Annotated in this window: 23 protein-coding genes and 2 pseudogenes; 6 read left to right on the forward strand and 19 right to left on the reverse strand. The window is 56.4% G+C overall.

Going from position 1 to position 23,509, the window contains the following annotated elements; all coding sequences use genetic code 11:
* Window position 1: 1 nt before the first annotated feature.
* The 16 genes and pseudogenes from LG047_RS06785 to LG047_RS06860 all read right to left on the reverse strand — a co-directional run bounded on the left by LG047_RS06785 (window position 2) and on the right by LG047_RS06860 (window position 15,288).
* Complete coding sequence (locus LG047_RS06785; protein ID WP_227964445.1) at window positions 2-388, reverse strand: hypothetical protein; 387 nt, start codon at window positions 386-388, stop codon at window positions 2-4.
* Window positions 372-1,973 carry an IS66 family transposase gene (locus tag LG047_RS06790; RefSeq protein WP_227964447.1) on the reverse strand — a complete coding sequence of 534 codons (1,602 nt, stop codon included), beginning with the start codon at window positions 1,971-1,973 and terminating at the stop codon, window positions 372-374. The genes LG047_RS06785 and LG047_RS06790 overlap by 17 nt, the downstream gene beginning before the upstream one ends.
* Before the next feature lie 72 nt (window positions 1,974-2,045).
* A complete protein-coding gene (tnpB, locus tag LG047_RS06795) occupies window positions 2,046-2,393 on the reverse strand; it encodes an IS66 family insertion sequence element accessory protein TnpB (protein ID WP_227964450.1) in 348 nt (115 codons plus the stop codon).
* Window positions 2,390-2,761, reverse strand: coding sequence for a transposase (locus LG047_RS06800; RefSeq protein WP_227964452.1), 372 nt, complete (start codon window positions 2,759-2,761; stop codon window positions 2,390-2,392). Before LG047_RS06800 ends, tnpB begins: the two co-directional genes overlap by 4 nt.
* A gap of 233 nt (window positions 2,762-2,994) precedes the next feature.
* Entirely contained in the window at window positions 2,995-4,347 is a 1,353-nt protein-coding gene (locus tag LG047_RS06805) for a hypothetical protein (RefSeq protein WP_227966046.1), read from the reverse strand.
* A gap of 41 nt (window positions 4,348-4,388) precedes the next feature.
* Window positions 4,389-5,282 carry a sulfotransferase gene (locus LG047_RS06810; RefSeq protein ID WP_227966047.1) on the reverse strand — a complete coding sequence of 298 codons (894 nt, stop codon included), beginning with the start codon at window positions 5,280-5,282 and terminating at the stop codon, window positions 4,389-4,391.
* Window positions 5,279-6,265, reverse strand: a complete 987-nt coding sequence (locus tag LG047_RS06815; protein WP_227966048.1) for a GNAT family N-acetyltransferase — start codon at window positions 6,263-6,265, stop codon at window positions 5,279-5,281. Before LG047_RS06815 ends, LG047_RS06810 begins: the two co-directional genes overlap by 4 nt.
* Window positions 6,266-6,270: 5 nt before the next feature.
* The gene (locus tag LG047_RS06820; protein WP_227966049.1) at window positions 6,271-7,188 is read right to left on the reverse strand and encodes a glucosyl hydrolase; all 918 of its coding nucleotides are present in this window, start codon (window positions 7,186-7,188) and stop codon (window positions 6,271-6,273) included.
* Complete coding sequence (locus LG047_RS06825) at window positions 7,185-7,874, reverse strand: acetyltransferase (RefSeq protein WP_227966050.1); 690 nt, start codon at window positions 7,872-7,874, stop codon at window positions 7,185-7,187. Before LG047_RS06825 ends, LG047_RS06820 begins: the two co-directional genes overlap by 4 nt.
* Complete coding sequence (locus tag LG047_RS06830; RefSeq protein WP_227966051.1) at window positions 7,874-8,656, reverse strand: class I SAM-dependent methyltransferase; 783 nt, start codon at window positions 8,654-8,656, stop codon at window positions 7,874-7,876. Before LG047_RS06830 ends, LG047_RS06825 begins: the two co-directional genes overlap by 1 nt.
* Before the next feature lie 91 nt (window positions 8,657-8,747).
* Window positions 8,748-9,572: a phytanoyl-CoA dioxygenase family protein gene (locus LG047_RS06835; protein ID WP_227966052.1), complete on the reverse strand. Its 825-nt coding sequence runs from the start codon at window positions 9,570-9,572 to the stop codon at window positions 8,748-8,750.
* An 84-nt stretch (window positions 9,573-9,656) separates the two neighbouring features.
* Window positions 9,657-11,510, reverse strand: a complete 1,854-nt coding sequence (locus LG047_RS06840; RefSeq protein WP_227966053.1) for a DUF563 domain-containing protein — start codon at window positions 11,508-11,510, stop codon at window positions 9,657-9,659.
* 138 nt (window positions 11,511-11,648) lie between these two features.
* The gene (locus tag LG047_RS06845) at window positions 11,649-12,755 is read right to left on the reverse strand and encodes a DegT/DnrJ/EryC1/StrS aminotransferase family protein (RefSeq protein ID WP_255679545.1); all 1,107 of its coding nucleotides are present in this window, start codon (window positions 12,753-12,755) and stop codon (window positions 11,649-11,651) included.
* Window positions 12,752-13,168, reverse strand: coding sequence for an FdtA/QdtA family cupin domain-containing protein (locus tag LG047_RS06850; RefSeq protein ID WP_227966054.1), 417 nt, complete (start codon window positions 13,166-13,168; stop codon window positions 12,752-12,754). The genes LG047_RS06845 and LG047_RS06850 overlap by 4 nt, the downstream gene beginning before the upstream one ends.
* 751 nt (window positions 13,169-13,919) lie before the next feature.
* Window positions 13,920-14,240, reverse strand: a pseudogene (locus LG047_RS06855) (IS110 family transposase); the annotation flags it as partial.
* Between the two features lie 496 nt (window positions 14,241-14,736).
* Complete coding sequence (locus tag LG047_RS06860; protein ID WP_227966055.1) at window positions 14,737-15,288, reverse strand: winged helix-turn-helix domain-containing protein; 552 nt, start codon at window positions 15,286-15,288, stop codon at window positions 14,737-14,739.
* Between the two features lie 554 nt (window positions 15,289-15,842).
* Between LG047_RS06860 and LG047_RS06865 the strand changes: the two genes are divergently transcribed.
* Window positions 15,843-16,499: a cytochrome b/b6 domain-containing protein gene (locus tag LG047_RS06865; protein WP_227966056.1), complete on the forward strand. Its 657-nt coding sequence runs from the start codon at window positions 15,843-15,845 to the stop codon at window positions 16,497-16,499.
* Entirely contained in the window at window positions 16,496-17,257 is a 762-nt protein-coding gene (locus tag LG047_RS06870) for a molybdopterin-dependent oxidoreductase (RefSeq protein ID WP_227966057.1), read from the forward strand. Before LG047_RS06865 ends, LG047_RS06870 begins: the two co-directional genes overlap by 4 nt.
* Window positions 17,258-17,327: 70 nt before the next feature.
* Here LG047_RS06870 and LG047_RS06875 read toward each other — a convergent pair whose 3' ends face one another.
* Together LG047_RS06875 and LG047_RS06880 are read right to left on the reverse strand one after the other, a co-directional pair.
* Window positions 17,328-17,777: a PAS domain-containing protein gene (locus tag LG047_RS06875; RefSeq protein WP_227966058.1), complete on the reverse strand. Its 450-nt coding sequence runs from the start codon at window positions 17,775-17,777 to the stop codon at window positions 17,328-17,330.
* Window positions 17,778-17,799: 22 nt separating this feature from the next.
* Window positions 17,800-18,288: an SRPBCC family protein gene (locus LG047_RS06880; RefSeq protein WP_227966059.1), complete on the reverse strand. Its 489-nt coding sequence runs from the start codon at window positions 18,286-18,288 to the stop codon at window positions 17,800-17,802.
* 228 nt (window positions 18,289-18,516) lie between these two features.
* On the opposite strand from LG047_RS06880, the gene LG047_RS06885 reads away from it, so the two are divergent.
* Together LG047_RS06885 and LG047_RS06890 are read left to right on the forward strand one after the other, a co-directional pair.
* Complete coding sequence (locus tag LG047_RS06885; protein ID WP_227966060.1) at window positions 18,517-19,317, forward strand: sterol desaturase family protein; 801 nt, start codon at window positions 18,517-18,519, stop codon at window positions 19,315-19,317.
* A 575-nt stretch (window positions 19,318-19,892) separates the two neighbouring features.
* Window positions 19,893-20,429: a CIA30 family protein gene (locus LG047_RS06890; protein WP_227966061.1), complete on the forward strand. Its 537-nt coding sequence runs from the start codon at window positions 19,893-19,895 to the stop codon at window positions 20,427-20,429.
* A 136-nt stretch (window positions 20,430-20,565) separates the two neighbouring features.
* Here LG047_RS06890 and LG047_RS06895 read toward each other — a convergent pair.
* Window positions 20,566-20,801, reverse strand: a pseudogene (locus LG047_RS06895) (integrase core domain-containing protein); the annotation flags it as partial.
* A 532-nt stretch (window positions 20,802-21,333) separates the two neighbouring features.
* On the opposite strand from LG047_RS06895, the gene LG047_RS19710 reads away from it, so the two are divergent.
* Together LG047_RS19710 and LG047_RS06905 are read left to right on the forward strand one after the other, a co-directional pair.
* On the forward strand, window positions 21,334-21,654 hold the full coding sequence (locus LG047_RS19710; RefSeq protein WP_227968443.1) for an ATP-binding protein: 321 nt from the start codon (window positions 21,334-21,336) through the stop codon (window positions 21,652-21,654).
* A 694-nt stretch (window positions 21,655-22,348) separates the two neighbouring features.
* Entirely contained in the window at window positions 22,349-23,389 is a 1,041-nt protein-coding gene (locus LG047_RS06905) for an AI-2E family transporter (protein WP_227966062.1), read from the forward strand.
* Window positions 23,390-23,509: the final 120 nt, after the last annotated feature.

Below are 23,509 nucleotides of genomic sequence, written 5' to 3' on the forward strand. Positions count from 1 at the left end.
TTTATACGGGATGCAGGAGTCCGTCGGATTTTAGAGTTTCGATGGCCTTGTGTAGATTTAGGCCGCGATAGACTCGGAACCACTCGCCGGTGTGGCGACGCCACTGAATGTCGAAGCGGTCGGGGCTGATCCAATCGAGGCGAGCGAAGGGCGCATCGAACTCTTCGCCCTGATTGTCCGGGAAGCCGGAACGGTAACGTTGGATGAGGCGATATTTGGCGCCGTGCCATTTGCCGAGAATATCGACCGGATAGTTGAACTCGGTCGGTTGGATCGAAGGCAGGAAGCGAGGCTTCAGGAAGTCATTGATCAACAGCTCGCAGGCGGCGGTGACGCGCGCTTTTTCGGCCTCGGAGAATGCGGCGTTCGGCTTAAGCAGCTTGCGCATGGCTCATATGCGCCTTCCGCCAATTCCATGGCAGCAGTTCATCGAGCCGATGCGCGGGGTGCGCGGCGATGCGGGCGAGGACGTCGGCGAGCCAGGTCTGCGGATCGACGCCGTTCATCTTCGCCGTGACGATGAGGCTGTACATCGCCGCGGCGCGTTGACCGCCGCGATCAGATCCGCAGAACAACCATGACTTTCTTCCCAAAGCGATGCCGCGCAGGCCGCGCTCGGCGGCATTGTTGGACAAGCAGACGCGCCCATCGTCGAGGAACAGCGTGAAGGCCGGCCAGCGCTTCAGCATGTAATGGATCGCCTTGGCGAGATCGTGCCCGCGCGAGAGTTTGGCGAGTTGTTCGCGCAGATAGCTTTCCAGCGCGTCGACGAGCGGGCGGCTCGACGCCTGTCGAACGACGAGGCGTTCCTCCGCGCTCTTGCCTTTGATCGACCGCTCGATCGCAAACAGCGCGTCGATCCGACGAACGACCTCGATCGCGATCGGCGACAGCGGTATCTCCTTCTTGCCCGAAGCCTTGCGCCGCGCATTCTCGTCGATGTCCGCCATTGCGAAGAACGGGCGCCTCGCATGGACCCAGCACGCGGCCTCGCGGATCGGGCCGGGCGCGCGCCCTGCCAGATAGAGCTTGCCGTAGCCGTCATAGGCGTCGGCTTGCAGGATGCCGGACCAGTTCGCCAGATGGCCCTGTGGATGTTCGCCGCGCCGATCGCGCGAGTAATAGAACATCGCCGCCGGCGGCCCGGCGCCGCCGAAGGGCGCGTCGTCGCGCACATAGACCCAGCAGCGGCCTGTGTCGGTCTTGCCCTTGGCCAGCACAGGAACCGTGGTGTCGTCCCCGTGCAGCCGCTCGGCTGCGAGGACATGCGCCTCGACAAGACGCCGCAGCGGATCGAGCGCGGCGCAGATGGAGCCGACGGCGTCGGCCATGGTCGACAAGGCGATCGGCGCGCCTTCGAGCGCATAGCGCTCGGCTTGACGGTTCAGTGGTTGATGCTGGCCAAACTTCTCGAAGGCGATCATCGCCAAGAGGCTCGGCCCCGCCCAGCCGCGCGCAACGACATGGAACGGCGCCGGCGCCTGGGTGATCTTCTCGCAGTCCCGGCAGGTGAACTTCTCCCGCACGGTCTCGATGACCTTCCACTGGCGCGGCGTCGTCTCCAGCGTCCGCGTCACATCCTCGCCGAGCTTGCGCAGGCGCGAACCACCGCAGCAGGCGCAGGTCGTCGGCGCCTCGACGACCACGCGCTCGCGCGGCAGATGCTCAGGAAAAGTGTTGCGCTCCGGCCGCTTGCGCTCGAAGCCGGCGACGGTGGTCGTCTTTGCGACGGCGCGCTCCGCAGCGAGTTCGTCCTCGGTCGCGCTCGCTTCCAGCTCTTCGAGTTCGAGCGACAACTGATCGAGCAGCCGCGCCGAGCGCTCCGACTTTTGCCCGTAGATCTGGCGCTGCAATTTGGCGATCTGGAGCTTTTGCGCGGCGATCAGCGCCATGTCTTCCGACGCCTTCGCGAGCGCGACGGCGAACTGCGCTTTCAGCGCGGCGTTTTCGTCGAGAAGGGCGGCTGCGTCCATGAGGCGAAGTGAATCACAAAACCCGCGATTTGTGGCGCCTCAAACAGCAGACGACCCCAGCTTTTTTGCGTCTCACCCCGCGCTTTGCGGCCTGAAGGTGAGTTGCGGGTTTCGCCAGTCGATCCCTTCCAGCATATAGGCCATCTGCCCGGCCGAGATCGACACCGCGCCCGCGCTCGCCGAGGGCCAGATGAACTTTCCGCGGTCGAGCCGCTTGGCGTAAAGCGACAGCCCGATCCCGTCGTGCCAGAGGATTTTCGCGAGATCGCCGCGGCGACCCCGGAAAATGTAAAGGTCGCCCGCGTGAGGGTCGCGCTTCAACTGCTCCTGCACCTGAAGCGCCAGGCCCCGCATGCCCCGCCGCATGTCGGTATGGCCGGTCGCGATCCAGACCCGGCAGCCCGCCGGCAACGGGATCATCGGCGCAGCGCCTTCACGACCCGCGACAGCGCGGCTGTCTCGACATCGGCCCACACAATGATCCGATCACCGTCGGCGAGCACGATCTCCATCTGGCCGGTCGACCCTGGAGCGGAATACTCCGCCGTCGCGTCCGGCGTGATCGTCACCGGCAGGATCGGCGCGCGTCCCTGCGGCGCAGCCAGATCGAGGCCGAACTGCCGGCGCCAGGTGAAGAGCTGGTTGGCGTTGAGGTCGTAGCGTCGTGCGACCTCGGCGATCGAAGCGCCGTCCTCGAGGCTCTCGCCGACGATCCGGCGCTTCTCATCGAGAGCCCATGATCGGCGCTTGCGACGGAGAGCCGGCGGATCGTCATCGTTGCGCGACATCGGCGATAGTGTCCGCTTGTAATAGTAGTGGACACGATCATCGCGCCAGCCGTCACCCAGCTAGCCCGAAATCCGAGCTCACCGCCAGGCGGCCGCCGCCGGAGGGATACTCATACACGTCCATCGCGGAGTTTCCTTATCGTTTCCATGGCGGTTCACGACCGGAAATTTCGTCGGTGGACTCCAGTAAACGTCAACCTCCTACTGGCGCCCCCGCAAAGCCTGGGGGACTCTCACTGCACTTTAGAAAGAGCATATTGAAGGCGGATATCTGGATCCGGTCGGTAGGGTTTCAGCGGGGGTAAAATTGGTTCATCTTTCGCGAGAATTAACATCTCCGCAAATTTGGCTGGCGCATGATAAAGGGAAAAGTAGCGACGGGCTGCTTCGGATTGATATTTCCAAGAGACTTCGTCGAAACCGCCAATCAAACTATTGAGGTCTTTCAAGGTTCGCCACGACAGCGCCTCCGGATAGGCTAGGTCGCGACCACTCCACAAACGATCGGCGCCGTTCTCGTGGATCAGGACGGGCACCCCCGCCGACATCGCCTCGATTATGCCCTTGCCTCCACCCTGCGGCATGGTCGGGAAATACAAGTCTATCTCCAAACAATGCAAAATGTCTGCAAGCTGGGGAGCCGACCCGACATGGATGAAGTGGGCGGGATCGATATTAGCGTCGGCCAGCTTCCTTTGCACGGTGGCGATAAGTCCTTTCGACAATGGTCCGATATGGTGGTGGCGACCTTGGCCAATCCGCAAAATTTCAACTACCAGATCCGCGTAGCCAATCGGATAGCTGGGGCTGTGAATCTTATGCTCGCCCCCGCACGAGGCGGTCTTAAAAAAAGGCGAGGCGAACCGCGCCGGCGCCCGGACTTTGCCGCCCCTAGCGGTCAGGCAGAGATAACGATTGCTTGCAATGCCGTCATCATGGCGGCAACGGTGGTAGGAGAGGTTGTGCAGATCGACATGCACGACATTTTCTAGGTGACAGCCCAGCGCAGGAGTGTGGTCACAGTGATGCAGGAAGTAGACCGGCGCGCTCAGATCGCGAGTGGCGGCAGCGTTGGCGATCGCATCATGGCCGTGATGAAGCATGAAAATGCGTCGAACCGACGGTCGAACAAGCCGTTGCTGGATGTCTCGCAGGCGGTCCAACGCGGTCTTGCCTTCGGCGATTTCTATTCCGAGGATGTTGGGATCCGTCAGATAGTCCCCTAGGATTGGAATCTTCAATTCATGGAGGTTGGTTGCAACAACCAGCACCGGCAGGTCATTAAGCGCTGCAATGTCTTTAACGATTTCACCGTGGCCCCCATGGCAGTTCAAATTGGTGATCAGGATAACGTCATGGGGCTCCGGGACGGGTTTACATGAGGCGCCGAATAAAGCGTAGCAGGAAGCCTCGCCAATATCCTGACAAAGATGGTCGAACGCAGGAATATTGAGGCTTCTCCCGAGCAAGGACGGCGAATTCTGGAGCGTCAGAAATACGGCAGAGAGCTCGTTCAACGCCGAATTGAGATGCCCCAATCCAACAATTTTTTTGATCTTCTCGATCTGGCCGCTTATCGATTCCATGTCTCACGCCTCATCGCGATTGCATTGAGTTCCTAAAACCACTAGCGTATGCCCTGCCATCCGAACTCCACCGCCCAGGGCTGGAGAAGCTCAACAACGATATCCCACTCTTGTTCGCTTAGATCCCGGCTGATTTTGTTCTCTTTCTCAGCATAATAGCGGTTCATCACGTTGATCACGGATTCCATCCCGTCACCGTCCATCAGGGGCAAATCGCATCTGTGAAAGATTTTCTGCATTGTTTGTGTTGGGTTGTCGACCAAATCCTCAAGCTTGATTTCGATGAACCGCGGATCAGCCAAAAGCCGCCGGCGCCGTTTGGCCAAGGCCGCGCATCGACCCTCGAACTCAACCAGCGAGGCGACCAGGTTACTGGAAAGCCAACCCTTCTCCCGCAACGAATGGTAAACGTCGAGTGGATTTCTTATCATATGAATGAAATAGCAGTCAGGAAAAAGCTCCCGGAGGAAGTCAAATCGCCAAATGTTGGCGGGGGTCTTTTCAACCCAGCAATTTTTATTGGATATTGCGGCGGTATAGTCGAACGTTTCTTGGACAAAAGCCCGCACCGCCGAAATCAGCGGCTCGCGCTCGGGGAAGTACCTCTTTCTTAATACCACGCCCACGAAGCGGTCCAATGCATCGTTATATGAGGGGAAGATATGATGTGAATATTGGTGGAGATCCCCGTATTTGCTCGGGACCTCGCCGGTCACTTCCGCTCTCATCTGACGCGTAAATCGCGTATAAGCCGTCATTGATGCGGGCGGTGAGAAGCGGATGGTCATGGCGTCGACCAGATCCGCGAACCCATCCTCTTCAACCAGGAACTTGGTTTCAATAGGAACCGCGAAGCAGTCCGGATGATGGTAAAATATGTTGAGAGCAATCGTCGTGCCTGATCGGCCGAGACCGCCAATAAATATTCTTTTCATTGTGATCTCCAGTTTTGAAGAAAGCCGCGGGCAGCCTCAACTGACAATTCGTAGTAGTCATGGCAAACGGCGCGAGCGCCGAATCCCTCCTTGAACTCGATCAAGCCGACATTGAGATAGCGACCCTGCCGCTCGTTCGAAACGCCAAAGTCGAACCAGCGACGTTTCGCGCAATATCTGCTGATCAAGTCGGAAAACAATAAATCCAGGGCTCCGGCCTTCAGGCCTTCGTCGCATCCAGCGATGTATTGGGCGTGTGCAACCCTTCCCGTGTCATAGATGACCGTTCCGGCAAGCACGTCCCCGGAAGGCCCCGCCACGCAGTAGAGTCTTATCTGTTCGGGAAATCTGGCGGCAAGCAATGACATCTCCGAGAGGCTATGGACAGCGCGAGTCTCATATCGATCGGACAACCGGGCGTTCAGCACCTCCCAAAAACCGGCCCAATTATCTGAATGAATTGCGCGCAAGCCGGAGTTCGTCGCCTTGCGAGCGCCGCGACGGCGGCGTTCCTGAAACGGCGGGTAATCGCCAGGATCCAAGACGCTCAGCACGTCGCGCCGCACAAGGCTCGCGCCAGCCCTGAACAGGGCGTATCTGTCATCCTCGGCGGGATGGCTGTGATAAATACTGGGTACGGTCTTGTAATGCCATTTCGAAATCCCCGCATCGCTCATCCAAGCGAGGCAAGCGTTGAAACAATCCAACATCAGTGGCGTCGTCATGGAAGCGCCAGTCACGAGGCCGCCATAACTTAAACCGCCATGCGATATAAGTTGTTCATCGCGCCGATTTGCCGGTAGCAGCGCGACGACCTGCCCCTCGCGCTGCACCAATAAGGAGCAATCCTGGAAGCGATCTGAATGGTAATCCATATAGCCGCGGTTAAACAGGAAGGTCCCGTTACGGCTTTGGGCTACGAATTCATTCCATAGAGGAGCTTGCGAGGACTGGAACGGTAGGACTTCGAGCTGTGAGGACAAACAGATCACTCCTTCTCCAGCACAGCAACGCCAAATCCCGTAGCTCCATGTGAGTTTCCATTGTAGAACAGATATCTGCCACCACACGCATCAATTACGCAGGGGTAGCAAATCATTTCCTGATCCCAGCCATCCTCGGATCGCATCAACTGCATGCGATGATCCTGGCGTGCCCAGCTCACGCCATCCTCACTTTCCGCATATCCCAGACGATATGGTTCGGTTCGGGATCGGATTGAATACCACATCTTGTATAGGCTTCCGTCTTTGATGACCCAGGGACGCCCGAATCCGAACTCCGAAGGATTGGAGAAATTGATAGCGATCACGCTATCGCGCGACCAGTTGAGCCCGTCGTCTGAGCGGGTCGTACGTATTATATATTCTGGGTATTGCTTCTCTCCGACATACCCCCAACGGTGCGCGGAGACGTACCAGCAGCGGTAACTGCCATCGGGTTCGCGTAAAATCGTGGTAGCCGAGCGAACGAAAGGCTCCGTCTCGGTGCGATCCAGGATCGGAGTTCGTCGTAGCCGCTGAAAGACGCCGTCCTCGCCCCGCCGGGCCACTCCGGCGAACAACATGTAGGGCACGCGCTCGCATCTCTGCCAGCCGATGTAATACATAACCGCGCCGACCTCGCTCTGCACGAGCGCGGATGGATTGACGCCACTGTCGTCGAAACAGCCCAACTCGCCAATATCCAGAACAGGATCGGGCCGGTCGTGTAGAATGCGGGTCGGGTTCCGCGCGTCCAGTTCGAGGACGCCGATGCGGCCGTTACGCTCGTCATCGATCGAAGCGTAGTAAACACGTAGTCGGTCGTCATCGACCAGCTCCGCTGTCGGAATAATGGCATAGGATCTTGCCCAGCGCCGGCTTCCATCGGGGGCGAAGATCCGGCCCAGTTTCCGCCACTTCATGTTCCTACTCGCACCTTGAAAAACCGTAGGGCCGAAACCTTCGACGGTTCTTCGCTCTTGGCCGGGTAGAGTGCCGCGGGCTCGGTGTCGTTCATAAGCGTGACGCCCGGACCGGTCCAGTTATCGTCGCCCACAGTTACGTTATTGGCTAACGTAGTATTGACGCCGAGGAACGTGTTGCGCCCGATTTTACAAAAACCTGAAACAACAACATGCGAAGACAGGAAAACATTTTCTCCAATCGTCGAGTGATGCCCAATGTGGTTGCCTGACCACATGATGACGTTGCTTCCGACTTTGACGAAAGGCTGGACAACATTGTCCTCCATGATGAAACAATGCTCTCCAAGTTCGACATTGCGCCAAACGAAGGCCTTGCTGCTTATATAGCTCGCCGCTGAGTAACCCCGGCTTTTGACTTCATCCAGCAGCCGTCGTCGCAGGCGGTTGAGCTGGCCGTAGGTGATCGCCACAAAGACATGATGCGCTGCAGGAGCGTAGAGATCCGTCAATTGTTCGAGAGCAACGACCGGCAAATCGAGCAGTCGTTCACGACGTAGGAACGCCTTTTCCACTGCGAAGGCGACCGGCTCATAAACCGAATCATACTTGAAATATTCATAAGCGATTTCCGCGAACGCGCTGTCGCCAACAATGACTAAACGACGTTTTCCAGCGTCATTCATTACGGCCTCCTGATCAAGATGTCTTCCCGACGGTTCGCCATTGGAAGCTCGGCGGGTTGAGGCAAGACAAACGCGTCGAAGCCTGCTGTGCGGGCCCGCTCCACCAAGCCCAGAATGACAGCGTCCGTGATCCGTCCATGCTCGATCTGATCTATTTTCACCTCAGGCAAGCCGTTGGTGCGCAGGTATGCTCTGTGATAGGCGACGCCGGCATCGCTTGAGAGGAAGCGGTGCCGTTTCGACACGTTGGGAATATCACCAAGAAGCAAGCCACCGTTCGGTCGTAGCAGCGCCATCAATGAATCCACGAAGACGAATGGATTGGCTTCTAGAAACACATGCTGGAGCACACTATAGACAATGATAGCGTCGAATCCATCCTTGACGTGGGACGTTAATTCGTAGCAATCATCGGGAAAGCGGCCCGCGATCTTGGTGGCGCATCTTTCGTCAGGGAGCATGTCGAGCATCTCCCGGGCGTCGAGCAGAACAAGTTCATGCTCGCGTTCCACGCAATGCCGGATAATGAGTCGCGGTAGTTCGCTACATCCCGAGCCCACATCCAGCACACGTTTATGGCACTTGGTCAGAGTTTCTACCTTCGTCAGGATATCCGAAAAGATCCTTTCCTCGTGTCCCTCGCGAAACTCCTTCGGAAATCCAATTTTTTCATAGATGTTGAGAGACGAATCTTCCGCCATGCGCCGGAAGTCCTCAAATCGCAACCCTGCAAAGCGAGCGGTTTCCGTGTTACCATCTAACTTGGTGGGATCTGAGGTCATCTTACTTAACTCTCCCAAAACGACATCCAGTGAAGTCGCTCCCGTGTTCGCCGGCGTAAGCCGAGATGCTGAATCCTTTTCCTATGGGCAGCTAAACCGATTGCTTGCGTTGCAGATGCTCTCGGCGCCATTGGATTACCGAATCAGCGGTTTGCCATCGATATCCCAGCAACCCTGAGAGGAAGGGGTCGTCGGCAAACCGACCGCCCATCATTCGGGAGAAATTGATTTGTTGCTGGATGAGGGGAACCGTATAGAGGTTATTGATCGCGCGCCGGATGGAATTTGACCGGTTGACGCCTGCACGATGATAGGCCAAAGCGTCAAAAATTACTGCGTCACCAGGGTCGCATTTGATCTGTACTTCATGCTTGTGAACGTACTCTTCGGACGGGAACATCTCATGCAGATGTGAGCCAGGGAGGAAAAAAGTGCCGCCGGTCAATTCGTTAAAGGGTTCGATAGCGAAGAGTGTCTGCAATGCAATGGGCCGGGAAATCGTGAAATGCTGGTATTGAAGCTCACGATGCCAAGCCGTCTGATAAAGCTCGCCTGATGGCGGATTGAGGATCCCTACCTGCGAAGATAGGCTGAGGTTATTGCCTATAACCCGCTTGACAATTTCCAGCAGACATTCATTGCAAGCAATGCGGTGCAGGAAGAAGTCGTCAAATGCGAGCATTGATCGGACAATGTGCCGATCGTGGATCAATCCGATGTTATCCTCGCCGAACTCCCGAACCTGTTCTGCGTAAATCTCGTCGAGACGCCGACTCGTATAGTCGACCTCCTCCTTCAGAAGGCAGCCGCGGACCAGCGAAAAGCCGTCTCTTGTCAATTCCTCGATGATCCGGTCTTGTTCCGAGTTATTGATATGACGCTCGGTTACGCCATGCGTCTTAATTTCCTGGTTCATTGTCGGGGCCCGGAATTTCGGCTAATGCCGCTGCTTGAGGTTTTTTCGATGGACTGCGACGAAGACTACGACGCCGCTTCCCCATCACGACAACGCAATATCGCTCTCGGTCGCCATACTCACATTTTCTTGCATTTCGAGTTGCTCCATGCATTGCTGCACCTCTCCAAGATGCGCAATCATGTCATCTTGGACGGCCAACTCATGCGTTCCCTCGAGCCGCAAGCACTCGATTAGCCGCATCTTCAGGCCCAGCAGGTGGCCGAACTGCATTAGGTAGTAGTAATTGCTGTATTCACTTCCGTTCACCAAAACGCAGACGGTTGCGCCGGGCTGACAGAAGACAAGATTGGCCAAAGCCGCCCCTGCCTCACTGACGATGTATCGTGCGTTCGAAAATGCCTGCACTTGTTGTGCGAAGCTCGCTGCTCCCGGATCGAAAGAAATAAAGCCCTGTTTTTTTAACTGAAGCTCTAAAGCTTCGCGATTTACGAGACGTCGAAAATCCACATTTTGCCGCGCGATATACACTCGCTCAAACTGCGTTATGTTGCGTCGCAGCAGGGGCTCGGCCAGACGTCGTAGAAGCTGAACAGCCGTGGGCGATATAAGAATGTCGCGTCGTTCCGGGTGGTGGCGCGTATGAACCTCGTTGTGACAGATGTCGGTCACATAATGGAGCTTGCTGACTTCGACATTACAACCACTCCCTACTCTAATTAGAGCAGGCTGTCTGCCAACCGCCAATTCCAATATTTCCCTCATCGGTTGAGCGATCCGGTCATGCACGAGAAGCGGGAGGTCGCCAACAAGTCCTTGGTCGCGTGCAAGTAACAGACGGGGCAGCACTTCAAGCAACCAATGGAAATAATTATGCCCGTGATCGTGTAGGAGCGAAAATGCCTCGTCTACGCGCGCGATCGTTGGGAAGCTACGAATAGCACAGTTCCCGTTAGCCTCGTGCAATATGACAGCCGATTTGATCTCTGCCGTTCGTTCACCTGGCACGTCGAGATAATCATAAAGATAGTCATGGACGCCAACACGGATCAACGAGGTTTCTCCCATTACTGCAACGTCATTGAGCTGCAGGTAATGGACTGTTGGAAGATCGCACCATTCATCAGGACCAGGGTCGGGAGTTCGATTAAGAAAAATCGGAGTTGGCGCCAGAACTCTTTCCGTAGCCGGCAAAGGCGTCAGACAAATCTCATTGCGCAAGGCATAATCGACGACCTTTTGGATACGGCCTGTCTCGATAACCATGCCGTTTGCATTTCCGAGCTGAGGCAGAGAGAAATAATAATTGAAGAAAAAGTTGTAAGCGGTCTTCGCTACGAGTAGCCAGTTGCAGCCCAGAGCCATAACGGCCAAGACAATCCAGAAATTGTTTCGGAAAGAGCGACGCTTCAAAGCTAGCAAGGTCGATGTTTGCCAGTAGCGTTCTATATTTTCACTGTCTTGTGGAATCAGAAACGTGGCCTGCCGTTCCAATCCGTCCTTCCATTCGATGCCCAGGAACGTCGCCTGACTCCGGGCGAAATCTTCATCTTCCATGTTCTTCATCAAATTATACGGAACCCGCATTTCTGAGATTCCGCGCCGGACGAAATGTTCGACCTTGTTCGTCACGCTGTTAAGATCGGGATAGATCGCTGCATAGTCAGCTTCATCAAAACCGATGACAGACAGAACTCCGTCGCGATTGCGATCGCAATCGAGCGCGCAAGGGACCCTCCCTTCGTAGATGCCATTCCTGATGAAGTGGACGAAGGGGTCGATGCCTGCGTTTGCGACGTCGATATAGGCATCGCAATAATAGAACTCGTCAAACGCCAGCATTTTCTTGAAGAATGCCAATTCCTCAGCCGACACATTCGCGAGGTCGATTTTTGCGAAAGCGCCCGCGAAGTAATCGCGTTTCCTTGGCTCGGTCATTGCGCGTCTGCCCAAAACGGTAGCAGTCCTTGGCAACACGAGTCCTCTCGAACGGTGCGACTGCTGTCGTCAGGCAAAATGTTTTGATGCTCCACTCGGGACTCTCTCTTCGTAATCTTAGCTTGAGACGTAGATTCTCTACTCGTCGAAGGTAGCGATGGCTTCCGTCACCGTTTTCGCGAATGCATGAGGCATTTGCGGCCAGAAGGGCAGGCTCATGACCTCTGCCGCCAGCGCCTCTGCGAGCGGGAATGCGCCTTCCGGCAGGGCCAGGGAAGCATATGCGGCTTGCCTGTGCGGGGCGCAGGGATAATGCACCAAGGTCTGAACGCCATTGATTCGCAAATGTTCAATTAGCCGGTCTCGGCCCTTGGGCACGCGCACGACGTATAGATGCCATACGCTCTCCACGCCCTGCGCTACCGAAGGCCGCTTCACATGCCGGGAATTCGCGAGGAGATGCGAGTAATATGACGCCAGGAGTTGACGCTGGTGGTTCCAGGCCGGCAACCGCCGAAGCTTCACACGCAAGATAGCAGCCTGAAGCTCGTCAAGACGCGAGTTGACGCCCAAAATCTCATGCCGGTATTTCACCGTGGAGCCATAGTTGCGGAGTAGCCGCAACCGCCGTGCTAGGTGCTCGTCGTTCGTTACGACCGCGCCACCATCGCCCAAAGCTCCGAGATTCTTGGTGGGGTAAAAGCTGAAAGCTCCGATCGTCCCCAATCCTCCCACAGGTCGGCCTGCAATAGTCGCTCCGTGGGCCTGGGCCGAGTCTTCAAGCACCGCCAGCCCATGACGTGCGGCGATCGCGTTGATGGACCCCATGTCAGCCGGTTGCCCGTAAAGGTGCACGGGGATTATGCAGCGCGTGCGCGACGTGATGGCTGCTTCTATCCTTGAGGGGTCGATATTCAACGTAATGGGATCGGGTTCTACGCCAACCGGCGTGGCGCCCGTGGAGGAGACGGCTAGCCACGTCGCTATGAAGGTGTGATTGGGGACGATCACCTCGTCGCCAACGCCAACGTCAAGGGCCTTTAGAGCGAGCATCAATGCGGATAGTCCGTCCGACACGCCAACACAGTAGCGAGCCTCACAGAACTCGGCGAATTCAGCTTCGAAGGCCTCGAGCTGAGGCCCGAGGATTAAGTGGGCTCCATCCACCACAGTAGCAACGGCGGCATCAATCGCTTCGCGAATCTCGCGATGGCTATCCGTCAGATCATAGAAGGGTATCGTCATCCGACTCGCTCACGGTGAGCTTCGAGGACGAAGGTATCATAGTCGCGTATATAGTCGGACTCGTCATAATTATGAGACGCCAAGACAAGACAGCAGGCTCCCGAAGAAAAATTGCGCAGCTCTCTCCACACTAGATTTTTCAAATAGAGCCCGTAGTAGGATCTATTTAACGATACCACCTCGCTACGCCGTCCGTCACTCAGATGAACATCAAAACTTCCACTTACCGCGATCACGACTTGCTCCAGCTCTTTATGGGCATGACCACCGCGAAACGATCCGCCAGGTACGTCGTAGAGATAATATACGCGGCTGATTCCAAACGAGATATTCCTAGATCCTTCGATGAAGGTAAGGTTGCCGCGACGGTCGTTGACGATCGGAAAACGCAACAATTCCCAAGAGCCAGACATCGTCTTTCCTAATCGTCTTCATTCCTCAAGAATCTCACGCGATCCGATCTCGGAGAGGAGACCAATCTAGACCCTGGAAAGGCTGAACCAATGTGAGTAGATCAGCGTGAACCCGAGGGATATTTGCAGCAAGTGGTAGGACTCCTCCACACCACGTTGGCCGGCGGCCCTGGCGCCGACGAATCGGAGACGACTGTAAAGCGAACAATTGTTGCGAGGCACGGTCGTCTCCTCCACGGCACGCGCTAAAGATACTTAACTGAATATCAAAGCTTGAGTCGGTCGCAAATGTAAATCACTTGTTACCCACCCCCATTTTTGCGACTCTGGTCTTTGCGCGCTGGAATCGGGGTGTCGAGGTTTGTCTGGAAATGGTTTGCGTCGATGAGCCTCGCGATGTCGACAGTCGTGTGCACAATTGATTTGGCCTGTGCTGCCTACATGGCACGGTATCTGTTGGCGGCTTTTCGCCGGATTACACGGGGCCTCAGCTTTCATTCAGAGCCATTGCTGGGAGCGTTGATCTCGCCGGGTTGATCGCAAAAGATCAGATGCGGTTCTCGCGCGCAGGCTGTTTCGGCTTGCGGCTGATGGGCCGGGCGGCATCCTCTCGCCACACTTAGAAAATCCGTGAGTTGCCAATCGAGCGCGGACTTTTTGTTGGCGACGGTCGCAGCCTTGAAATTGGCGATGCCCGCGGCCAGATCGGATGTGAACTGATGGGGTGGATGCCCCCTCCACCCCATCAGTTCAGTTCCCCAGCCCGCAAAAGCGTGCCCAAGGCGATGGCGTCGCGGCGGTTTGTCTTGACCCGATCGCCAGGCTTTCTGGGAATCAATGACGGCGCAACGACGAGGCAGGAATAGCCAAGGGCCGAGATGACCCGATGCAGACCGTAGCCGGTCGGCCCGGCTTCATAGCAAAAGTGAACGTGCTTGTGCTTTGTGGCGATCCGCTTCACGAGGCGGCGCATGCTCTCCTCGGATGAATCGACTTCTCCGAGATAGCGCACCTCGCCCCCGCGCTCGCCCTCGGCAATCGCGACTGCGTTCCGAGTCTTGGCGACGTCGATGCCGACAAAAACTTCTGTATAATGGTCCGCGGCTCGCCCTCCTGCGTGAGGCTCGGCTCGGCCTACCCGAGCAACCCTCGGATGCGCAGATTAGGGTGAGCCACCACCTTCGCAGAAACGGACATACGGACTTACAGATGTTCTCCTGGGGGTTCAACTCTGGACATCTGGCCGGTAGCGGCAGGATCGTGACGTTGTGCGGAACGTCGAGCTTGTTCGTCATTTGCCATCCGGCCTGATCGAGCATCAGCACGGCATGGTTCCCGGGCGCGACGTGTCTGGCGATTTCGGCCAGGGTGCAGGTTCATCGCATATGTGTCGCATTTGGGCAGGACGAGCGCCGCGCCCTTGCCCTCCTTCGGCGCGATCGCGCCGAAAATATAGGTCGACGCCGTGCGCTGATCTTTCGGTGTGCTGGGGCGCGAGCCGCGCTTCGCCCAGCGCCGCGTAATCTTGTTTTTCTGGCCGATGCGGGCTTCGTCGGCGAACCAGATTTCTATGCGGTCGGCGTCGACGCCTTTTTCGCGGCCGATCTCCTCCAGCCGCGCGGGGAAATTTTTTTGAACACCTCGATCTCCCCGTCCTGTTGCGCGTGATGGCGCGGACGCGCCGAGAGTTTGCGATAACCCATTTTGCGCAGTTCGCGGCTCATGGTCGTTTCGGAGACAGACAGCCGGAACGCGTCGAACAACCATTGGCAGAGATCGACGATCCACCAGCGTACGACGCCATGGACAGCAGCGATCGGCCCCTCTTCGACGATGCGCGCCAGAGCGGTCCGGTGCGCGTCCTGCATCAGCGACGCCGGCCCCGGCGCCTTGCGGTCGAGGAGGCCATTCGGCCCATGGGCGTTGAAGCGCAAAACCCAGTCTCGCACGATTTGCAGCGTCGCGCCGCCGATCCTGACGGCTTTGCTACGCGGCGTCCCCCCGTAGATCGCCGCCAACGCCAGCCGCCGCCGCGCCTGCGGTCCGTCTTTCGCGCCGCGGGCCAGCGCCCGAAGCCGATCTGCATCGAAATCGCCCCGCAACCGCACCGCCGAAGCCATGACGAACCTCCATCGGTTCATCGCATAGATTCAGATATTTCCCGATTCGGGAACAGGCAGTGAGTCACGCCCCGCGCCGCTTGGTATCAGCCCATCAACCATCACTGCGCGTCTTAGCCGGGCATAGTGTTGCAATGTGAACATCCTTTTGGCCTCTCCATGCCAGTCCATGACATCGATCGCGCCTATCAGGACCGGCACACTTTTGCGCCGCCGTCACAGCGGTCCACAAAGCCGGTTCAGTGACACACTTTGCCGCCGCTATTCATAAAGCAGTTTGATAGCCACGTCGCGCCCATGCTGACAACGATGGCTGGACGGCTTTAAGGACGCCGCCCTACTTGATTGTTACCTTTGTGCGTTGCAGTAAATTAGGCGGGTCGATTTTTCCTACGTGGGCGCCACTGGAAGCAACCATACTGGATTGAGCGTAGCGCATTGCCTGATGTAGACAATCCTATTTTCCGTTCTGGCGAAATTCATCGACATTTTGTCTCAGGGCTCTATCGCAGCCATCAGACTATCATTTAATGAAAAGGGGGGAGGAAAGGTCATTGCTTCAGAAGGTTGAGAAACGCCGGTTGACCAACCGCGACAGAGTGATTCACCCCCTCTTCGTCCGCATCACGCATTGGATCAATGCTTTTGCGGCGATCGCCATGTTGATGAGTGGTCTGCGGATTTATAATGCCTCGCCTCTCTATGATTTCAGGTTTCCACCAGACGTAACGCTCGGAGGGTGGCTCGCGGGCGCCCTCGCCTGGCATTTTGCCGTGATGTGGCTTCTGGTCATCAATGGACTTGCGTACCTCGCATATGGGGTGTTTTCAGGTCATTTCGTTCGCAAAATCCTGAATATTGGCGCGATGTCAGCCTACCGGAACATCAAGCTGGAAATGAAGCATCTGTTGCTTCACGGCACAGGCGAATATAACATCGTGCAGCGTGTGCTCTACGTCATAGTGATCTCGGACGTCATCCTTTTGTTCTTTTCGGGGCTAGCGATCTGGAAGCCCGTGCAATTCGGGGGCCTCGCGGCGTTTTTAGGAGGATACGAGCAGGCTCGGCATATCCATTTCTTCGGAATGACGATTTTGGTGGCCTTCCTCATCATCCATGTCAGCGTCGCTTTCGCGGTCAAAGGGACAATCAAATCCATGTTTACGGGACGATTGACCAAAGGTCAGTTGCAGAGGCTGGAGCGTCGGTGAAAACTCCTAAAGAACGAAGTGGTCCGTCACTAGCTTCATTTCGCCCTCAGTTGGAGCGCATTGAGCGACGCTTTTTCCTAAAGCAGGGCCTGTCCATTGGCGCACTCTCCCTCCTTTCGGGTTGCACGCTAAAGGATGAAGACTCTGTTGACCGTATTCTCTGGACGATGTCCCGTTGGAATGATCGCGTGCAGGCGGCTCTGTTTAATCCGGACAGCCTCGCGCAGACTTACGCGGAGACGGACGTAACGACGTCCTTTCCCTTCAACGCCTATTATGAGGAACCTCTGGCGCCAGTCGTCGATTGCGAAAAATATCAGCTCGCCCTGTCGGGTCTGATAGACGACAAACGGCCGTGGACCGTCTCGGAGCTTCGCTCACTGCCACAAGCAACGCAGATCACTCGCCACGTCTGCGTGGAAGGCTGGAGCGCGGTAGGCAAATGGGGCGGCGTTCCGTTCAAGACCTTCCTGCAGCGGATAGGCGCGGACCTCACGGCGAAATATGTAGGTTTCCAATGCGCTGACAAATACTGGACCAGCATCGATATGCCGAGCGCGCTGCATCCCCAAACGCTCCTCGTCCTGGATTTCCCCGGAAAGCCGGGCGAGACGAAATACGGTTACCCCATCAAAATCCGCATGCCAACGAAACTCGGCTTCAAGAATCCAAAATTCGTCACCGAAATTTTCGTGACGAATGACAACCCCGGCGGCTACTGGGAAAAGCAGGGCTACAACTGGTTCAGCGGCCTTTAACTCATTTTGTAAAGGCGATTGCGCCGCGCGATCGCGGCGCAATGTATATAGCAACCGCTATTCGTGAGTCTCAGACGCCAGCAAAAGCGAGTTTCTCACTGAGAGTTTTGATCTCTTGCTGAGCTTCGACCTGCTCGGTGATATCGTACTGCACGCCGAGGAAATAGACCACGTTCCCGCGATCGTCGAAGAGCGGCTTGACGACAAGGCGATTATGGAACAGCTCCCCGTTCTTACGGTAGTTGCGCAAGGTGACTTCGACAGCTTCGCCTTTCTTGATTGCTGCACGGAGGCGCTCCAATTCTGGCTGGTCTCGGTCGCTCCCTTGCAGGAACCGGCAATTGATGCCGATTATTTCCTCCTGCGAATAGCCGCACATATCCTCAAAGGCTTTATTTGCGTAGACAATCGGCGAATCCTCGAGATCGGGGTCGCTGAGCGTGACACCATTGACGCAGGAGTCGAGGATCTGGGTCAGGACATGCGGGATGACGCCATTGTCCTTTTGAACTACGAACATGATTTTCTCCTTGTAGGAACCGTCAAGCCGGTACTCTTTCGGTCTCAGCGACTGCCTCTTCAAGCAATTGCTTGATGTTTTCGATTGTTTGGATGGCGCCGTCCTGCAACGCAGTTCGTATGAGCTTCTGAAAGGGCCTCATAACGAGCTCGATCTCTTTGAGCTCGAATGTGAAGATAATACGGGTGGCGCCATTCTCTTCCTTGAATTCATAAGTCGAACGGAAGGGCTCGCTTGTGCCGGAAATCTCGAAAATGTCGTTGGGCGCAAACTTAGAGACTTCGAAGGTAGACTCGCTGTCTATGCCTCTGTCTCGCGTCACCTGCCGTCCCTTGGCGCCAAGGCAGACCGGCGGAGGGGAAAGCTGCTCGAGCTCCACGACCTGGGGGCACCATTTTCGATAGTTTTCGAAGAACTGTTTACCAATGATTTCATAGGCTCTTGAGGTCGGACAGGCGATGAGCTCCTCCGCCTGACCGGCAACAGGCTTTGTTCCCCCGATGCCGAGCATAAACCCCTCCTGGCTCTTGATTGATCCCGTCTATCGGATCATATAGTCGTGCAATCAACGGCTGTAACTGTCAATTCTGGCCATTTGTCAGAGGGAATCGGCCCGTGTGCTGCGTTAGGCGGCTTGGTGCACGGACCGGAGGAAGGCAACCATCAACAATCTGCGCCGCAGCATTCAGCGAAGCTTTCCAGCCTTTGGAGGTTCGCTTTGGCGCGTAGGGAGAGAGCTATGACTTCTGGGATCGAAGGCCCTCTGTTTGGCGCGGCGGTATTGCTGTTTGCAATTTTGCTCGTCGTAGAGAAAAAGTTTCCTTACATGCCAATTTCGAAAGAGGAACTGAAAAAGTCATTTTCGACAAACACCGGCGCTTTCCTTGTCAACAATCTGATCATGAGCGTCTTTTCTCTCTCGAGTCTTCTGATCGTCGCGTCCAATTACGCCGACTACGGTCTGCTTGGACGGATGTCTGACGGCCCGATCAAATGGATTTTGAGCTTCGTTCTTTTCGATTTCGCGGTCTACGTATGGCATTATCTCGGCCACAAATTCGAGTCTCTGTGGCGCTTTCACAAGATCCACCACAGCGACAAGAGCTACCACGTAACGACGGGTCTGCGCTTCCATGTGCTGGATCAGTTCCTTGAAATTCTAGTGAAATGCTTCTGCGTCATTCTGTTCGGCGTCCCTGCCAGCATGGTCGTGGTTTGTGAAATCGTTCGAATGTTTTTCGTGCTGTTTCACCACGGGAATTTCACCTTCCCGGGCGAAAGGCTCCTCTCTTACGTCATCATCACGCCGCACCTGCACCGGGCGCATCATTCCACGCTTCGGGAGGAGCACGATAGCAATTACGGCATTGTGCTCTCTGTCTGGGACACCATGTTCGGCACTCGCAAGGAACTGGTTCCCGCGAATATAGGCTTGGAGCTCATCGAAGCTGAAAACATCGTCCAACTTTTCAGTCTTGCATTCCTGACCGAACGCAAGCTCGCGAGATTTCTCCACCTCGTGCCTCGCCGCAAGAGCTAGGGGCAGAGCGTCACGCGAGTTGGGCCGATAAAATAAGCAGATCGAGCTTATGGGGAGCGTTCAACGCGATGGGGCGGCGGCGATAACGTATTTGTCGCGCCCTTCTCAGGGCACAGTCCCGTCGAGCGAAACTAGCCTAGCGCCAGAATGGCAAGAATCAGTGGCTGTTTGGCTAACCCCGTTGCTGGCGAAAAGGAAAAAGGCGCTAGCTTTTGTCGCAGGTGTGATGCGGCAGAAAACGAGGAAAAGGCAAATGCACGATCTTCTTCTTTGGGCCGGAGCAGCGATCCTTATCATTGGCTTCCCTATCGTTCTCGCGTCCAGAATAAAGAAATAAGGAAACCTCAATCTGCTTCGGTCTGGAGGGGGCGGTAGAGCCCATCTTCTTCTCTAGGCAAAAGGATTGAAGGCCGTTCAGATGCGATGCTCTGGGCGGCCTTTAAGTTCATGCGCCGATCCTCGGTAAGACGCGCCGAAGGACCAGGCCGAATGTTCTCGCGAAGGGCGCTTCATGCTTTCTCGACTCAAATGCATGCGATCTTCCCTTTGCTGCCCAACGAACTAAGTCGTTGTCTATGAGCACGCCAGGTCGTAGCTTCCTTACTGCGCTCGCCAGCATTTTCATCAATCGTCCGGCGAGAAGCGAGGACAAGCAGACTGCTTTGCCCGTCATAGATGATCTCAGCCGTGAACCGCCGATTGCGACGATCGGAACCAATTGGCAGCTGTTCGCAGATATGGTTATGGGCGGCGTCTCCAAAGCGACTATGACCCGTGAGACTGTCGCTTATAGAGATGCTATTCGGCTGCGAGGGAACGTCAGCCTCGAAAACAACGGCGGCTTCGTTCAAGTCTCCCTCGACTTCCGCTCAGATGGCGGGCTAATAGACGCCGGGGGATGGAGTGGGATCGAGGTAGATGTCTTCGGAAATGGTGAGGAATACGGGATCAATTTGCGGACGACCGATCTTACCCGCCCTTGGCAAGCCTATCGCCAAACCTTCATCGCGGCTTCTCATTGGGAAACAGTGATGTTTCCATTCAATAATTTCGTTCGCAACCGGACAGAAGAGCTGGCACCGGTTGTTTGGACAGCTCCCCGCGGATTTTAAGTGGATCTCTGCCGGGTTTTGCTGAACGCGGGGCGTTTCGATTTTGTCGCGGCGTCGGGAGGGCGTAGCCCGACCAGAGCTGCGACAAAATCGAAGGGGACATTTATGCGGCCATCGCCGTTTCCTGTTTGTCGAATTAGGCCTCGTCGGGCGTGCGCCCGTCAAGGCTCGAATGCGGGCGCCGCTCGTTATAGAACGCCAGATACCCACGGACCGACGCGCGCGCCTCAGACAGGCTCTCATAGGCCCGCAGATAGACCTCCTCGTATTTGACGCTGCGCCACAGCCGCTCGACGAAGACATTGTCCCGCCAGGGGCGCCCTTGCCGTCCATGCTGATCAAGACCTTCGCATCCAGCAGCACGCTCGTGAACACATAATGCACGCAATGCTCAAAACGGGGACCTTCTTCGACCGAATGGCGGGGATAGCCGCGTAACCGTTTAGAGATAGCGTTCGCATCGAGCGCGCCAGAACGTCTCTGCAGGGACGTGGGCCGAGCCATTCCGTTTGATGGGATGAACCGCTGCCTCAGCGAAGTGCGTCATCCACATTTGAAGGCTCTTCCCGCGAAGCCCCATCGTGCGGCGACCGATGTCGACCGCGACGACGACCCTGCACCCGGCATACGAGTTCGACGCCCCGCATAATCGCTTGACTCTAAACCCGCGATTAGACGACTCCATCACTCAAGCTACTATCCGAGTTTCCGCGGCGAGTTCTAACTACCGATCTCGTCAATCGCTTTGAGGCGGAATCGCGCGACGCTTGTCAGGAACGAGTGGCCGATTAATGTGGTTCGTCTCGAATCCATCCTTCTCGGCCAACACCGGGATCGACCAGTCGCCCGGGCTGGGGGAGAACGACTTTCTCATCTCGCAAACTTGCTTTAAGAGCGCACGTCGATCTTCACCGCCACCAATCTCGCGTTCTGCGAATGGACGAGCGTCTTCGGTAACGACATAATGACAATGGCGCCGCTCGACCTTCTCAGGCGCCACTGTGAGATATTCGGGACCGGTAACCAATGCTGGCGCTTCAAAGTCCGCGACTCATTGCGCGGCAGCGTTCGTGGTTACTCGAGTCGGTCCATGCCGTCCGTTCGTAATGAAGTGCATAAAGGGGAATTTAATTTCGGACGCCGATTTGGCATCGCACTTCAGCGGCCCTTGACGGCCAACATCCATGTCGCGCACGAGCCTCGCGGCACGCGATCTACAGCTTAGAATCCGCCGAATCATAGCTCGTGAGCGCCATGCCGACGCATAAGTTGACAATTACAGGGCGCGACCAATTCGTGATAACGTCCTCCTCATCCGGGCCCCAGATCAGGTTTCACAACAGTGAACTGATGGGGTGGAGGCGGCATCCAACTCATCAGTTCAGAGGCGATTATAACGATGTGCTTGTGGAGAATTTCTGGACTCTCTGACTGCTGATTTGTCGGAAAATCGCTAACGGCGATCCTGCCTTCTTTAAAGCATGGTCGCCGAGCGGAGTGATGATCGATAAATTGGTGAAAGTCGGATGGCGTCGCCGGGCGGTCGAGGTTGGTTTCGAAACCGAAAAAAGCGAACTCGGATTTGATCACATCGAGACGCGCACCTTGCATGGGCGACGTCGCAACCGTTGAAAAGAACCTGCAGCCACTCGCAGTCAGGAGACCAGAGCGAGACGGAAACGCCAATCACGGACGCCATTTTGACAAAGCGTCCATCGGCTATGCCGTTCTTCGCGCCTTGGCGCTGAAACGCGTTGATTGACCGACGTCCACGCATAATGTCAAGTGTGTGCCACATTGAATTGCTGGCTGTCGGAAGGAGCCGGGGTCTTTGAGAGGACATCATCTCACGATAAGAACGCTTTTTCGCCGTGGGAGGCGCTTCCAGAATACTCCGCGTGGAAAGCTCGAGGCGCGCTATGAAGCTGAATTTCTTAACTAAAGGTCTCGATCAGCCCGACTTTGTCGCGCGGGCGGTCGCCACAGTGTCGATTGCTGCGGCTGCTATCATGCTCAGCCTTCTATTCTGGAGGCTTTCGGAGTTCCTGCCGATTGTCTTCGCTACGATTGTCATAGCTGTCGCTTGGCGTGGCGCCGCGGAAAGCTTTGGCGCCCGCTTTGGAATTCCGACTGGCCTTTCCATTCTCACGGTCGCACTCGCGCTCGTCGTGGGAGTCGTTGTGACGCTGATGGCGTTCGGCGGTCAGCTTGTCCGGCAATATGACGAAGTGGCGCTCGACGTGCCTGCGGCGATCGAGCTTATCCAACGACATGTTGAAGAGCATCCCTGGGGCCGATTCGTCGAAAAGTTTGTCCTGGACGTCGATTACTCCAAGGCGGCAGCCCCCATCGCCCAGCATGTCGGAGCCGCACTCGGCTCCTTGGGCAATGCATTCGCAATGACGCTGTTCGCCATTATCGGCGCCGCGTATCTTGCCGCCGATCCGAAAGGACATGCCGAGCGCGTCGTGGCTTTGACCCCAGCGCAACATCGGGAAAAGGTTTCAAGGTTCCTCCAACGGTCCGGGGGGTCCCTGCGCCAATGGCTGATTCTGCAACTTTATGTCATCGTCATGAATGCGTTCTTCGCCGGCGTGGCGTTATGGGCGTTCGGCGTGCCCGCGCCGCTCGCCCTTGCGACGATCAGCGGCGCGCTCGCCTTTATCCCCTATTTTGGCTCGATAATCGCCCTCGTGGTTGGAGCGCTCGTGGCCTTGCCGCATGGCGTCGATAGCGCCGCCCTCGCGGCTCTCTCGATCGGCGCAGCCAGTTTCGTCGAGGGCTATCTGATTACGCCGTTTCTTCAGAGCCGTTCCTTGAGCGTGCCGGCTGTGGTGCTGCTGTTTTGCATGCTGGCGTTCGGCGCGCTTTTCGGCGCCATGGGCGTCGTGCTCGCGGTGCCGGCGACCGTCGTTCTGAGCGTCGCCTACGAAGTGTTCGCTGAGACGCAGAAGGCATAATTTATCGCATTGCGGGCTTGATCGGCGATGCGATCTGGCGGAAGCGATGCAATATTGTGGAAGACGTGTTTCGTGGCAGGCGGGATGAATTCAATTCGAGTGAAAATGGGAACATCATAC

The organism is Methylocystis sp. WRRC1, assembly GCF_020733155.1.
In the GTDB taxonomy this organism is placed as follows: Bacteria; Pseudomonadota; Alphaproteobacteria; order Rhizobiales; family Beijerinckiaceae; genus Methylocystis.

Coding starts and splice junctions, on each gene's coding strand:
- LG047_RS06785 (WP_227964445.1), bottom strand. CDS start 388: ATGCGCAAGCTGCTTAAGCCGAACGCCGCATTCTCCGAGGCCGAAAAA.
- LG047_RS06790 (WP_227964447.1), bottom strand. CDS start 1,973: ATGGACGCAGCCGCCCTTCTCGACGAAAACGCCGCGCTGAAAGCGCAG.
- tnpB (WP_227964450.1), bottom strand. CDS start 2,393: ATGATCCCGTTGCCGGCGGGCTGCCGGGTCTGGATCGCGACCGGCCAT.
- LG047_RS06800 (WP_227964452.1), bottom strand. CDS start 2,761: ATGTCGCGCAACGATGACGATCCGCCGGCTCTCCGTCGCAAGCGCCGA.
- LG047_RS06805 (WP_227966046.1), bottom strand. CDS start 4,347: ATGGAATCGATAAGCGGCCAGATCGAGAAGATCAAAAAAATTGTTGGA.
- LG047_RS06810 (WP_227966047.1), bottom strand. CDS start 5,282: ATGAAAAGAATATTTATTGGCGGTCTCGGCCGATCAGGCACGACGATT.
- LG047_RS06820 (WP_227966049.1), bottom strand. CDS start 7,188: ATGAAGTGGCGGAAACTGGGCCGGATCTTCGCCCCCGATGGAAGCCGG.
- LG047_RS06825 (WP_227966050.1), bottom strand. CDS start 7,874: ATGAATGACGCTGGAAAACGTCGTTTAGTCATTGTTGGCGACAGCGCG.
- LG047_RS06830 (WP_227966051.1), bottom strand. CDS start 8,656: ATGACCTCAGATCCCACCAAGTTAGATGGTAACACGGAAACCGCTCGC.
- LG047_RS06835 (WP_227966052.1), bottom strand. CDS start 9,572: ATGAACCAGGAAATTAAGACGCATGGCGTAACCGAGCGTCATATCAAT.
- LG047_RS06840 (WP_227966053.1), bottom strand. CDS start 11,510: ATGACCGAGCCAAGGAAACGCGATTACTTCGCGGGCGCTTTCGCAAAA.
- LG047_RS06845 (WP_255679545.1), bottom strand. CDS start 12,755: ATGACGATACCCTTCTATGATCTGACGGATAGCCATCGCGAGATTCGC.
- LG047_RS06850 (WP_227966054.1), bottom strand. CDS start 13,168: ATGTCTGGCTCTTGGGAATTGTTGCGTTTTCCGATCGTCAACGACCGT.
- LG047_RS06860 (WP_227966055.1), bottom strand. CDS start 15,288: ATGGCTTCGGCGGTGCGGTTGCGGGGCGATTTCGATGCAGATCGGCTT.
- LG047_RS06875 (WP_227966058.1), bottom strand. CDS start 17,777: ATGTTCGTAGTTCAAAAGGACAATGGCGTCATCCCGCATGTCCTGACC.
- LG047_RS06880 (WP_227966059.1), bottom strand. CDS start 18,288: ATGCTCGGCATCGGGGGAACAAAGCCTGTTGCCGGTCAGGCGGAGGAG.
- LG047_RS06885 (WP_227966060.1), top strand. CDS start 18,517: ATGACTTCTGGGATCGAAGGCCCTCTGTTTGGCGCGGCGGTATTGCTG.
- LG047_RS06890 (WP_227966061.1), top strand. CDS start 19,893: ATGAGCACGCCAGGTCGTAGCTTCCTTACTGCGCTCGCCAGCATTTTC.
- LG047_RS06905 (WP_227966062.1), top strand. CDS start 22,349: ATGAAGCTGAATTTCTTAACTAAAGGTCTCGATCAGCCCGACTTTGTC.